Genomic DNA, 12,621 nt, shown 5'->3' with positions numbered 1-12,621 from the left:
TTTGAGAACGGTAAGAATGCAAGATAATCAACAAGTTACAAAGAAAGAACAATACAACCTGAACAAACTGCAAAAACGTCTGCGTCGTAACGTGGGCGAAGCCATTGCCGATTTCAATATGATCGAAGACGGCGATCGCATTATGGTGTGCCTTTCCGGCGGGAAAGACAGCTATACCATGCTGGAGATCCTGCGTAATTTGCAACAAAGCGCCCCGATCAGTTTTTCCTTAGTTGCGGTTAACCTCGATCAAAAACAACCCGGTTTCCCGGAGCACATTCTGCCAGAGTATCTGGAACAGCTGGGCGTTGAGTATAAAATTGTTGAAGAAAACACCTACGGGATCGTCAAAGACAAAATCCCAGAAGGCAAAACGACCTGCTCGCTCTGCTCTCGCCTGCGTCGCGGCATTCTGTACCGTACGGCAACCGAATTAGGAGCCACCAAGATTGCGCTCGGCCACCATCGCGACGACATCCTGCAAACGCTGTTTTTAAACATGTTCTACGGTGGGAAAATGAAAGGCATGCCGCCGAAGCTGATGAGTGATGACGGTAAGCACATCGTGATCCGCCCGCTGGCTTACTGCCGTGAGAAAGATATCGAGCGTTTCTCCGAGGCGAAAGGTTTCCCGATTATTCCGTGCAATCTGTGCGGCTCACAGCCTAACCTACAGCGTCAGGTCATTGCTGATATGTTGCGTGACTGGGACAAACGCTATCCAGGCCGCATTGAAACCATGTTCAGTGCGATGCAAAACGTTGTACCTTCACATCTGAGCGATATCAATCTGTTCGATTTTAAAGGCATTAAGCACGGTTCAGAGGTTGTGGACGGCGGGGATTTAGCGTTCGATCGTGAAGAGATCCCGCTGCAGCCTGCGGGCTGGCAGCCAGAAGAAGATGATGCTCAACTGGATGAGTTACGCCTGAACGTGGTGGAAGTGAAGTAAGCGTATGTCAGGCCTACAACGTACATAAGCGCCTGTAGGCCTGATAAGCGGAGCGCCATCAGGCGCCCCAACGGGTAGTTATTTCAATAACCGGACCCGGCAAGTCTTGCCTTTGATCTTACCGTTTTGCAATTGTTTCCACGCCTTGTGCGCTATGTTCTGGCGAACGGCGACATAGACGTGTGCCGGATGAACGGCAATTTTGCCAATATCAGCGCCATCCAGACCAATATCACCGGTCAGAGCCCCCAGAACATCACCAGGACGCATTTTCGCTTTTTTACCACCATCAATGCATAACGTCGCCATCTCTGCTTCCAGCGGCAGGATTGAGCCGTTAGCTGGCGCAGTTAGCCAGTTCAGCTTCAGTTGCAGCATTTCAGAAAGAATGTTGGCACGCTGCGCTTCTTCCGGCGCACAGAAGCTAATCGCCAGACCGCTGTTGCCGGCACGCGCGGTACGTCCGATACGATGGACGTGGACTTCCGGATCCCACGCCAGTTCGAAGTTAACTACCAGCTCAAGTGATTTGATATCCAGGCCACGTGCGGCCACATCGGTTGCGACCAGGACGCGCGCGCTACCGTTGGCAAAACGAACCAGCGTCTGATCGCGATCGCGCTGTTCCAGGTCGCCATGTAATGACAGTGCGCTTTGCCCTGCCGCATTCAGTGCATCGCAAACGGCCTGACAATCTTTTTTGGTGTTACAAAAAACCACGCACGATGCGGGTTGATGCTGGCTGAGTAGCTTTTGCAGCAGCGGAATTTTTCCGTGGCTGGAGGTTTCGAAAAACTGCTGTTCAATCGCCGGTAACGCATCGACCGTATCAATTTCAATCGTTAATGGATTTTGCTGTACCCGGCCACTGATAGCAGCAATGGCTTCCGGCCAGGTTGCGGAAAACAGCAAAGTCTGACGTGACGCAGGCGCAAAGCGAATGACATCATCAATCGCATCGCTAAAGCCCATATCCAGCATGCGGTCGGCTTCATCCATAACCAGCGTATTCAGGGCATCCAGAGAAACGGTGCCTTTTTGCAGGTGGTCAAGTAAACGACCCGGTGTGGCAACAATAATATGTGGTGCATGTTGCAGGGAGTCACGCTGTGCGCCAAAAGGTTGCCCACCGCACAGCGTTAAGATCTTGGTGTTTGGCAGGAAGCGCGCTAAACGACGCAGCTCACCCGCTACCTGGTCGGCAAGCTCGCGCGTTGGGCACAGCACCAGAGACTGCGTTTGAAACAGCGCGGCATCAATATGCTGTAATAGCCCAAGACCAAAAGCAGCCGTTTTGCCACTGCCGGTTTTAGCCTGCACGCGAACATCTTTACCCGCCAGGATTGCCGGTAACGCAGCAGCCTGAACAGGCGTCATTTCAAGATAGCCCAGCTCGTTAAGATTCTCGAGTTGAGCAGCAGGTAAAACATTCAGGGTTGAAAAAGCGGTCACAATTTAATCTCGCGGTAAAAACTCACATTCAGCAGGCGCGTATCCTCGCAGATATGTGCCCGTGATGCGACAATTTAATCGGTTCTTCATCCGGCGGCGGATCCGGCATGGGCTGCGGACGAGGTATGGGATCGGGAATGGGAACCGGATCGGTCGGTAGCGAATCAGTGTTCGACGTTGCAATCAGACAGGTCATATACCCCTCCAGTCATTCAGGTTGACTCTTTTAGGGTAGACGCTGATTTCCTGCAGGCAAAAAAAAGCCGACTAATCTAAGTCGGCGTCGTACGAATCAATTGTGCTATGCAGTAATTCAAAAAAGGAAGTAAGACAATATGGAGCGCAACGCCCATCGCTTGACGTTGCATTCACCTGCGAGAGAGATATTGCCCCGAATAGGTAGATGGTTTATTGACTTCGCTCAAAAATCAGGATGTTTTCATGCGCAAAAGCCACTAAAAAACGTTGTTGTTACAACCATTTACTACGGTGCAACCATAAAGTAACACCACCAATCAGGACCACTAACAGAATACAAAAAAGTGAGAAACCAAACTGCCAACCACCGCCGGGGATACCGCCGAGGTTAACGCCGAAAAGCCCAGTTAAAAATGTGCTGGGAAGAAAAACCATTGCCATCAATGACATTGTATACGTTCGGCGAGCCAGAGACTCCTGCATCACCTGCGCAATTTCATCCGCCATAATACCGGTCCGGGCAATACAGGCGTCTATTTCATCCAGCCCTCTCCCCAGCCTGTCAGCGATATCCTGCATCCGTCTCCGATGGTCGTCGGTCATCCAGGGTAAACGTTCACTCGCCAGACGCGCATAAACATCTCTCTGAGGAGCCATATAACGGCGCATCACAATTAGCTGCTTACGCAGTAAAGCCAAAAAACCACGCGGTGGGATCTGCTGATCGAGCAGGTTATCTTCCAGATCAATAATCTTGTCGTGCAGCTGTTCGATAAATTCGCTGGCATGGTCGGTTAGCGCATCACAAACATCCACCAGCCAACTGCCACAATCAGCCGGTCCCGTCCCTTCCTGGAGATCGCTGACCACATCATCCAGCGCCAGCACTTTGCGCTGGCGGGTTGAGACAATCAGACGTTCATCCATATATAAACGCATCGCTACAAGTTGGTCAGGACGCTCGTCGGTGCTGCCGTTAATACAGCGCAGTGTAATCAGCGTACCTTCCCCGACTCTACTGACGCGTGGGCGTGTACTTTCGCCTGCCAGCGCATCACGCACATTGTTGGGAAGAAGAGGTGTTGTCGCCAACCATTGGGCGCTTTCAGGATGGGTATAATTAAGATGTAGCCAGCAGGGATGCTGACTATCGATAACATCGTTATCTTCCAAGGGTTTCACCCCACCCCGGCCATCCAACAGCCAGGCAAACACGGCATCCGGCACATTAACATCCGTTCCCTTAATGGCTTCCACAGCGCCTCCACAAACATTCAGCTTTTTTCGTTAGTCTAGCTGTCAGAATATGTTAAGCAATATCTCATTGTCCCATTGTGCTGAAATGATTCATAAAAATATCTGATAATACAAAAAGCGCCGACGATTGCGACGCTTGCATCGAGATGCCCAGTTAAGCCCGCTGCCATCTCGCTGACTCAAGAGCGTTACTTAAGCGAAATTTATGTGTTCGCGACTGGAGATCAATCACCTGGTTTTTCAGGATACCCGAGGAATCAGAAAGCTCATCAACCATAATGGCATTACTTTGGGTTACATTCTCCAGTTCGGCCAGTGCATGAGTAATTCTGATAATTCCTTTCTCCTGCTCCTGTGTAGTGGTTAATATCTCGCCCATCAGTTGGTTTAATTGACCGGCACCACCGACAATATCATGCATATTTTTTTCTGCTTCACGCACAATAGCTGCACCTTGCTGAACATTTTGATGGGTTTGCGCAATCAGCTGCTTAATATTCTTAGCAGCATCCGCACTTCGGTGTGCAAGCATTCTGACCTCACCGGCCACCACGGAAAAACCTTTGCCATGTTCACCGGCCCTCGCCGCTTCCACGGCAGCATTCAATGCCAGAATATTTGTCTGGAATGCGATACCATCAATTAGCGTAATTATTTCCGTCATCTGCTGTGCACATTCGGTGATTGAACGCATATTTGTCGCAACCTGCACCATTAATTCGCCACCCTGAATGGCGCATTGCGTGGCAACTGTTGCCTGGACGCTGGCGATTTGCGTGTTGTCAGCATTATTTCGCGTATTAACGGCTATCTCATCCATATTAGCAGCCGTCTGCATCAATGCTCCTGATTGTTGTTCCGTTTTCACTGAAAGCTCGGCGCTGCGTTCCGCAAGCTGTTCAGAGAGCGCCATCGCCGTTTGTGAGGATGTTCGGATCTCATTAACGAGTGTTGAAATATTACTCGATAAACTATTGATACCCGGTATTAGTCTACCTGCACAATTATTACCAAACTCTGGAATACTGATCGCCAGATTCCCAGACGTCACTTCCTCAATGCTCCTTTTTACCGTATTGATCGGCATGACCAGGTATTTCGTCATATACCACCATAAGCATAATATAGAAATAACGCTTACCACATTTGTACCAATTATAATTTCCGGCGCGGCCGAGAAAATCATCTCAACAATATTGAGAGCAACTGCCGAAATGAGCAGAAATAAAATAATAAAGGTTCTGACGCTAATATCATTAAACATTTTAGTCCTGTGCACTAAGAAATTATGTAGATATTATTTTTTATAGCACCTGAAATGCAGAATGCCATTGCTCTGCGACGAAAGCTGAACTTTCAATGAGAGCCTGCAATCCTTTTACTTAAGGCAAGAAATTACACCTTTTATTCCCGTTAGTTCAGTGTTTTATTCCATCAAATGGCTGTGATGGTGCCAGTCATCAAGTTATTGTGATGACAAGCACATGGAGAGCATAAAACACACAGAACCATAAGCCTGGTGAATGTTTATATAAGTAATGGCTCGTAATTTTCACTATCTTCCTGTTTCCTCTAATACCAGTGAGAACATTCCCGGTTTTATCATGTTAACTGGACAAAACCTGCTAGATTTATTACCACGGCTTTTTTTCGATAGGTAGTATGATGTTGAACGTGTCGTGGGACCCTGTATTGATTGGGATTTCCTTTGTTGTCGCGTTTATTGCCTCTTTTATTGCTCTCGATAGTGCGGGCAAGGTGGCAATCTCCAATCGACGTGAATCAACCTTCTGGCGCCTGTCTGGCGGGGCTACGCTAGGGATGGGTATTTGGTCAATGCATTTTATCGGTATGCTGGCCATGAAAATGAGTATGCCGATCAATTACCATTTTTCGCTCACGGCATTTTCTTTCTTTATTGCGATCATTTCTGCAACTCTCGCTATTAATATCGCCATTTCCGGTAATACGCTTTCAACAAAACGATTAGTCGTAGCCACAGGAATATTAAGCGCCGGTGTCGTCACCATGCACTACGTTGGCATGTATGCCATTATTGAGCATGTTGCCATCCTATGGAGTCATTCGCTGATACTGCTCTCAGTGATGATTGCCATCGTTGCATCTGGTGTGGGTCTGTGGCTGGCGTTTCATTTGCGCCAAAATACCCGTCGAGCCCTGATCAATCGGCTTGTCGCCGCCCTTATTATGGCGCTGGCGATTGCCTCTATGCATTACACCGGGATGGGAGCGGCAACATTCACCCATTTTGGACACACAGTACACAATGGGCTCAGCACACTGGAACTCTCTGTCTGGGTCTGCGCCGTCACGCTGGTTATTTTGGGTATCATGCTGGTGGTGTCGATGGTGGATTCGCAACTGCGTACCTCCCGACTGGCTGACAACTTACATCAACTTAACTGCCAGCTTGAGCATCAGGTCCACTTCGACGCACTTACCGGACTTGCCAATCGCACACAGATAGATGCCTGCTTACAGGCCTGTTTGCAGCATTCCAAACTGCATCAGCATCAATTTGCTCTGGTATTCATCGACCTCGATCGCTTCAAAGTCGTTAACGATACCTGGGGACATCACATCGGCGATCAGTTGCTGATCGCCAGTACGCAGCGAATCTACAGCTGCCTTGATGACACCATGACGCTGGCGAGGCTGGGGGGAGATGAGTTTATTCTTCTGGTTCCTGACTGTAATAAAGAGGATATCACCGCTCTGCTGACCCGGATTGCGGCTGCGATTGGTGATCCTTTCACGCTGTTTGGGTACACCATTCGGGTTTCGTTAAGTGCGGGAAGCAGTATTTATCCTGAGCATGGTTCCACGTTGCATGAGTTAAAAGTAAAGGCTGATATGGCGATGTATCATGTCAAACAGGCTGGCAGAAACGGTTGGGCTATTTATAGCCCGGAAATGGAAGCTATCGCCGATACACCGCCGACATTTTTACAGGAATTGTCACAAGCACTGGAACACGATCAATTTGAGCTTTGGTATCAACCCAAATACACCGCCGGAGATCATTCCCTGACCGGTTTTGAAGCATTATTACGCTGGCATCACCCGGAACGCGGCATGCTGTTACCTGCTGAGTTTCTGCCTGCGCTGGAAGAGACAGGCCTTATCATTCCGGTCGGGAAATGGGTTATCCAGCAGGCATGCCAGCAGTTACATCAATGGAAGTTACAGGGCCATGCGGAATGGACCCTCGCCGTTAATCTTTCCCCTTCCCAGTTTGAACAACATGACATCGTTGATGTGGTTTGCAGCGCCCTTGCACAATATCAACTATCACCTGCATATCTCACGCTGGAATTGACTGAAAGTACAGCACTTAAAAATTTAAAACGTAGCGCTGAAGTCTTAAATGCATTTTCAGCTTTAGGGATCACCGTTTCTATTGATGATTTCGGCACCGGTTATTCAAATATATTGATGTTAAAGTCTCTTCCGGCACGGGAATTAAAAATTGACAGAGTATTTGTTAAAGACATTAGCGAGAACAGCAAAAATACAAAGATTGTGTCTACTATTATTGACATAGCCCACTCCATGAATATGCAAGTGGTGGCTGAAGGAATAGAGACCCAGGAGCAGGAAATACTCCTGACCCAGATGGGATGTGGCGTGCTGCAAGGTTTCTTGTTTGCAAAACCGTTGCCTGCGCATCAGATCCATGAATTGATTCCAACGGAAAGTAACATTAAGCAGCAGCGAATCGTACAGTCTTTGTCTCCTCAACAATCAATAACATTATGAGACTGTAATATAAAAAACAGATGCCATTAAACGGGCAACACAGCAGATAAAGATAACGGGATTATCGATGAGCACAACCGAGCTGCATTCACTGGATTTATTAACCCTGCCGGTGTGGATTGTTTCGCCGCATACCGAAGAACTGGTGTTCGCTAATACCGTTGCACGGGAACTGATGCAGGCCCCCTGCTTTTCTCTACTCCGCAAGGGCATATTTTCAACTCATGCCCAGAATGATTTAACCATGTATCTCAGCGATTTGAGAAATCATCACGACATTGTAGAAATCCTTACAGTTTGCCGCGAAGGTGAAGACGTCGCGATGGCCAGCCGCCTGTCCATCCGCTCTCTGCCGGAATCAGGTGACGTTATTCTTTTCGAAGGCATTGAAACACCGACTTCGCAAGGTCTGAAAGCGAGCCGTTCAGCGAATTATCAGCGAAAAAAACAGGGATTTTACGCGCGTTTTTTCCAGACCAACTCGGCCCCAATGTTGCTTATCGATCCGTCCCGTGATGGGCTGATCGTTGATGCAAATCTCAGTGCGCTAAATTTTTATGGCTATAGCCATGATACGATGTGCCAGAAACATACATGGGAAATCAATACGCTGGGCCGCCATATACTCCCGGTGATGCATGAAATCGCCCATCTTCCCGGTGGCCATAAGCCTTTGCATTTTGTGCATAAACTGGCAGACGGCACATCCCGTCACGTACAAACCTACGCCGGGCCAATCGAAATCTACGGTAATAAGCTCATGTTGTGCATTATTCATGATATTACCGAGCAAAAACGGCTGGAACAGGAGCTTGAGCGTGCGGCCCTGCGTGACGCCTTAACGGGATTGCTTAACCGCCGACATTTTTATCAGGTAACCGAGCCGGAACAGACCCACGCGATGTCATTGACACAGGATTACAGCCTGCTGTTGATCGACACCGATCGCTTTAAAAGCATTAACGATCTTTTTGGTCATTTAAAAGGTGATGAGGTACTTTGCGCTCTGGCCCGCACACTTGAATCCTGCGCAAGAAAGGATGATCTGATTTTTCGTTGGGGAGGTGAAGAATTTGTGCTGCTGCTGCCGCGAACCTCGTTAGATATTGCCCTCAATCTCGCAGAAGTGATACGGGCGACGGTGGCCAAAGTGACTCTCCCTGGCCTTCCCCGCTTTACCGTCAGCATTGGCGTAGCTCGGCACGAAACAAATGAAAGCATCGATGAGTTATTCAAACGCGTTGACGACGCGTTGTACAAAGCCAAGAACGAAGGCAGGAACAGAGTGCTGGCCGCCTGATGTTTACGTCGTTCAGCGACTGCGTTTAGCGTGACGCTCCCAGTTGTCCTGTTTTGCCTGTGCGGTTTTACGCAATGCCACATAACATGCCCCGCTGCCGCCATGATGCGGCAGTGCGGCGCAGTATGCTTGCACGTCGTCAAATTCCGTCAACCAGCGCGCCACGTAGCTGCGAACAATATTGGCATGGGAGTTATCGTCACGTCCCTTGCCGTGTATCACCAGCACGTTACGCAACCCTTCCTGCTGCGCCTGCAGAATAAAGCTAAAGAGCATCTGGCGACATGTTTCAACAGGTTGGCGAATAAGATTAAGGCTCGACTGCTGCGGGTATTTTCCGTTTCGCAGCTTGTCGGTCACGCCGTTCTGTAAACCTTCGCGACGAAACTCGAGCGGCACATTCAACGGGACAATATCGAGAAATCCCGTCGAGAGAAAATTATCCAGTTGTAGCGTATCGATACGCGCCGGAGTGCGAAGATTACGCATGGGCTGCCAGTGCACATCGGCATGGTTTTTCAGCGGTTGAACATCCCCCATTGCGTCAAGAAACAGCGATGCATCATCAAGGTTCATGTTTCATCCTCCAGCGTATTGCGACGGGCATTATCATAACCGCGCACTATTATACCGACAACTGTACTGGTAACGGTTTACGATTATTTCCAATAATTAACCGGATCCTCCGCGCTGAACCGATCTACTCACGACAAGTTGATATCCGTTTTTAGGGGTATAGCTGCGACGGTCACTGGCGTGATAATGTGTAGGCTCGCCTGAATGCTGTAATGAGAGAAACGGATGCTTAACTTACTGGAAGACACCATCGACACGCCGCTGGGCCCGCTGTGGGTTATTTGTGATGAGCAATTTCGCCTGCGCGCAGTGGAATGGGATCAGCACAGCGATCGCATGGAACAATTGCTTGATATTCATTACCGTACAGAAGGTTATCAGCGCATTACCGCCAAAAATCCTGGTGGATTAAGCGACAAACTCTCTGAGTATTTTGCCGGAAACCTCAGCATCATTGACACGCTGGAAACGGCAACCGCTGGGACGCCTTTCCAGCGTGAAGTCTGGCAAGCATTACGCACTATCCCCTGCGGGCAGGTCATGCATTATGGTCAGTTGGCCGAACAGTTGGGGCGCCCCGGCGCTGCAAGAGCGGTCGGCGCAGCTAATGGCTCCAATCCAGTAAGCATTGTGGTTCCCTGTCATCGCGTCATTGGACGTAACGGCACCATGACCGGATATGCCGGCGGTGTACAACGAAAAGAGTGGTTATTGCGCCACGAAGGTTATTTGCTACTCTAGATTCCAGGCAATTAATGCCTTATTCATCACACTTCCGCATAATGCGACCCCAAATTAAGTGTGGTTAATCAAGTAGATACAAACATTCGCTCCAGTTATGCCTGAATTATTCTCTATTGGGAGTAGCTCAGGCTTACGTGCTCACCAAAAAGATGTTAAAATTGACAAATATCAATTACGGCTTGAGCAGACCTATGATCCCGGAAAAGCGAATTATACGGCGCATTCAGTCTGGCGGTTGTGCTATCCATTGCCAGGATTGCAGCATCAGCCAGCTTTGCATCCCGTTCACACTTAACGAGCATGAGCTTGACCAGCTCGATAACATCATCGAGCGCAAAAAGCCTATCCAAAAAGGGCAGACGCTCTTTAAAGCAGGTGATGAGCTTAAATCACTCTACGCTATCCGCTCCGGAACGATAAAAAGCTATACCATTACCGAACAAGGCGATGAGCAAATTACCGGTTTCCATCTGGCGGGTGACCTGGTAGGTTTTGACGCCATTGGCAGCGGCCATCACCCGAGCTTTGCTCAGGCGTTGGAAACCTCAATGGTATGCGAAATTCCTTTCGAAACCCTTGATGACCTGTCCGGTAAGATGCCGAACCTGCGTCAGCAGATGATGCGTCTGATGAGTGGCGAAATCAAAGGCGACCAGGATATGATCCTGTTGCTGTCGAAGAAAAACGCTGAAGAGCGCCTGGCGGCCTTTATCTACAATCTGTCTCGTCGCTTCGCCCAGCGTGGGTTCTCGCCTCGTGAATTCCGCCTGACCATGACCCGTGGCGACATTGGTAACTACCTCGGTCTGACGGTTGAAACCATCAGCCGCCTGCTGGGTCGTTTCCAGAAAAGCGGCATGCTAGCGGTGAAAGGCAAATATATCACTATTGAGAACAGCGACGCGCTGGCAGTTCTTGCCGGCCACACGCGTAACGTTGCGTAATCTTTCCGCAAGCCTCTCTGTTATCCTTCTGTCAAATCGCTAAATTTTCCCGATTTATTGATCTGGCAGGAGGTTATTCCCTGTTTCAAACCACATTATTGGGTTACTCTTTTAGTTACAAACTGCGATGACAGTTGTAAGGAGACCCTGTATGGCTATGTATAAAAATATGCTGGTCGTCATCGACCCTAACCAGGACGATCAACCAGCATTACGGCGAGCTGTTTATTTGCATCAACGGATTGGTGGCAAAATTAAAGCCTTTTTGCCGATCTATGACTTTTCCTATGAGATGACTACCCTGCTGTCGCCTGATGAGCGTACGGCAATGCGTCAGGGGGTCATCAGCCAGCGAACTGCATGGATACGTGAACAAGCGAAATACTATATCGAAGCAGGGATCCCTCTGGATATTAAAGTGGTCTGGCATAACCGACCCTTTGAAGCCATCATCCAGGAAGTCATCAGCGCCAGGCATGACCTGGTCCTCAAGATGGCGCACCAACACGACCGCCTCGAAGCCGTAATATTTACGCCAACCGACTGGCATTTATTGCGTAAATGTCCAAGTCCGGTATGGATGGTGAAAGACCAGCCATGGCCTGAAGGGGGTAAAGCACTGGTTGCCGTAAACCTCGCCAGTGAAGAGGCTTATCACAACGCGCTCAATGAAAAACTGGTTAAAGAGACGCTACAGCTTGCAGAACAGGTTAACCATACCGAAGTGCATCTGGTAGGCGCCTACCCTGTCACACCAATCAACATCGCGATTGAACTGCCTGAATTTGATCCCAGCGTTTATAACGACGCAATCCGTGGACAGCATCTGCTGGCCATGAAGGCGCTACGCCAGAAATTCAGTATTGATGAGAAAGTGACGCACGTTGAAAAAGGCTTACCTGAAGAGGTCATTCCTGATTTAGCCGAGCACTTGCAGGCGGGTATTGTGGTATTGGGGACCGTCGGACGTACCGGTATTTCTGCTGCGTTTCTTGGTAATACCGCGGAACAGGTTATCGATCATCTACGCTGTGACCTGCTGGTCATCAAGCCGGATGAATATCAAACGCCAGTTGAACTGGACGACGAAGAAGACGATTAACCACACAATGAAATGCCGGATGGCGATATCATCCGGCATTTTAAACGCCTAGTGTTGCTCCTCACCACCGAGGAAATAGATACCAAGCGGGATAGCCAACAGAATCGTAAACACCATGCTGTAGACACAAATCATTGCAGATTGAATGGCGTACATTGAAGCGGTCCAGTCGGATAGCGGAATGTCATACTGTTCAATAACGCCACCGATCGTCGCTCGCGTCACGACCGACGCTGCGATAATAAACACTCCAAGCAGGCACAACAGAAACTTCCGTCCCTTCGCTGTTTTCAGCTTAGCCATGATCATAGTACTG

The 12,621-nt window shown here is 49.1% G+C and carries 12 protein-coding genes; 6 read left to right on the top strand and 6 right to left on the bottom strand.

The genetic code is table 11. The features are described from left to right. Positions 1-16 precede the first annotated feature (16 nt). Positions 17-952 (top strand): tRNA 2-thiocytidine(32) synthetase TtcA, encoded by a 936-nt coding sequence (ttcA, locus tag OGX97_RS06520; protein ID WP_032943567.1) that lies wholly within the window; start codon positions 17-19, stop codon positions 950-952. Between the two features lie 78 nt (positions 953-1,030). Here ttcA and dbpA read toward each other — a convergent pair whose 3' ends face one another. The 4 genes from dbpA to OGX97_RS06500 form a co-directional block, all read right to left on the bottom strand. Then, the gene (dbpA, locus tag OGX97_RS06515; protein ID WP_008784890.1) at positions 1,031-2,404 is read right to left on the bottom strand and encodes an ATP-dependent RNA helicase DbpA; all 1,374 of its coding nucleotides are present in this window, start codon (positions 2,402-2,404) and stop codon (positions 1,031-1,033) included. A 28-nt stretch (positions 2,405-2,432) separates the two neighbouring features. Beyond that, positions 2,433-2,600, bottom strand: coding sequence for a proline-rich small protein YnaL (ynaL, locus tag OGX97_RS06510; RefSeq protein WP_108912468.1), 168 nt, complete (start codon positions 2,598-2,600; stop codon positions 2,433-2,435). A gap of 275 nt (positions 2,601-2,875) precedes the next feature. Continuing rightward, on the bottom strand, positions 2,876-3,859 hold the full coding sequence (zntB, locus tag OGX97_RS06505) for a zinc transporter ZntB (protein ID WP_032943570.1): 984 nt from the start codon (positions 3,857-3,859) through the stop codon (positions 2,876-2,878). A gap of 154 nt (positions 3,860-4,013) precedes the next feature. Beyond that, positions 4,014-5,123: a methyl-accepting chemotaxis protein gene (locus tag OGX97_RS06500; protein WP_218659218.1), complete on the bottom strand. Its 1,110-nt coding sequence runs from the start codon at positions 5,121-5,123 to the stop codon at positions 4,014-4,016. A gap of 401 nt (positions 5,124-5,524) precedes the next feature. On the opposite strand from OGX97_RS06500, the gene OGX97_RS06495 reads away from it, so the two are divergent. Continuing rightward, the gene (locus tag OGX97_RS06495) at positions 5,525-7,639 is read left to right on the top strand and encodes a putative bifunctional diguanylate cyclase/phosphodiesterase (protein WP_235127607.1); all 2,115 of its coding nucleotides are present in this window, start codon (positions 5,525-5,527) and stop codon (positions 7,637-7,639) included. Positions 7,640-7,706: 67 nt separating this feature from the next. Then, positions 7,707-8,939 carry a GGDEF domain-containing protein gene (locus OGX97_RS06490; protein WP_008784893.1) on the top strand — a complete coding sequence of 411 codons (1,233 nt, stop codon included), beginning with the start codon at positions 7,707-7,709 and terminating at the stop codon, positions 8,937-8,939. A 12-nt stretch (positions 8,940-8,951) separates the two neighbouring features. Here the strand turns inward: OGX97_RS06490 and smrA are convergent, their stop codons facing one another. Further along, complete coding sequence (gene smrA / locus OGX97_RS06485) at positions 8,952-9,515, bottom strand: DNA endonuclease SmrA (protein ID WP_235127543.1); 564 nt, start codon at positions 9,513-9,515, stop codon at positions 8,952-8,954. 225 nt (positions 9,516-9,740) lie between these two features. On the opposite strand from smrA, the gene ogt reads away from it, so the two are divergent. From ogt to uspE, 3 genes are all read left to right on the top strand, one after another. After that, the gene (gene ogt, locus OGX97_RS06480) at positions 9,741-10,256 is read left to right on the top strand and encodes a methylated-DNA--[protein]-cysteine S-methyltransferase (RefSeq protein ID WP_008784895.1); all 516 of its coding nucleotides are present in this window, start codon (positions 9,741-9,743) and stop codon (positions 10,254-10,256) included. Positions 10,257-10,450: 194 nt separating this feature from the next. Further along, positions 10,451-11,203 (top strand): fumarate/nitrate reduction transcriptional regulator Fnr, encoded by a 753-nt coding sequence (gene fnr, locus OGX97_RS06475; protein WP_003020397.1) that lies wholly within the window; start codon positions 10,451-10,453, stop codon positions 11,201-11,203. Positions 11,204-11,354: 151 nt separating this feature from the next. Then, complete coding sequence (uspE, locus tag OGX97_RS06470; protein ID WP_008784897.1) at positions 11,355-12,305, top strand: universal stress protein UspE; 951 nt, start codon at positions 11,355-11,357, stop codon at positions 12,303-12,305. Positions 12,306-12,353: 48 nt separating this feature from the next. Here the strand turns inward: uspE and OGX97_RS06465 are convergent, their stop codons facing one another. Continuing rightward, positions 12,354-12,614 (bottom strand): DUF2534 family protein, encoded by a 261-nt coding sequence (locus tag OGX97_RS06465; RefSeq protein WP_003020403.1) that lies wholly within the window; start codon positions 12,612-12,614, stop codon positions 12,354-12,356. Positions 12,615-12,621 lie beyond the last annotated feature (7 nt).

The organism is Citrobacter sp. Cpo061, from assembly GCF_030332845.1.
GTDB lineage: Bacteria > Pseudomonadota > Gammaproteobacteria > Enterobacterales > Enterobacteriaceae > Citrobacter > Citrobacter portucalensis.
The sequence above is the reverse complement of the archived record's forward strand: the minus strand, read 5'-3'. Positions and strand labels throughout refer to the sequence as shown.

Coding starts and splice junctions, on each gene's coding strand:
- ogt (WP_008784895.1), top strand. CDS start 9,741: ATGCTTAACTTACTGGAAGACACCATCGACACGCCGCTGGGCCCGCTG.
- fnr (WP_003020397.1), top strand. CDS start 10,451: ATGATCCCGGAAAAGCGAATTATACGGCGCATTCAGTCTGGCGGTTGT.
- ttcA (WP_032943567.1), top strand. CDS start 17: ATGCAAGATAATCAACAAGTTACAAAGAAAGAACAATACAACCTGAAC.
- smrA (WP_235127543.1), bottom strand. CDS start 9,515: ATGAACCTTGATGATGCATCGCTGTTTCTTGACGCAATGGGGGATGTT.
- uspE (WP_008784897.1), top strand. CDS start 11,355: ATGGCTATGTATAAAAATATGCTGGTCGTCATCGACCCTAACCAGGAC.
- OGX97_RS06465 (WP_003020403.1), bottom strand. CDS start 12,614: ATGATCATGGCTAAGCTGAAAACAGCGAAGGGACGGAAGTTTCTGTTG.
- ynaL (WP_108912468.1), bottom strand. CDS start 2,600: ATGACCTGTCTGATTGCAACGTCGAACACTGATTCGCTACCGACCGAT.
- OGX97_RS06490 (WP_008784893.1), top strand. CDS start 7,707: ATGAGCACAACCGAGCTGCATTCACTGGATTTATTAACCCTGCCGGTG.
- OGX97_RS06500 (WP_218659218.1), bottom strand. CDS start 5,123: ATGTTTAATGATATTAGCGTCAGAACCTTTATTATTTTATTTCTGCTC.
- OGX97_RS06495 (WP_235127607.1), top strand. CDS start 5,525: ATGTTGAACGTGTCGTGGGACCCTGTATTGATTGGGATTTCCTTTGTT.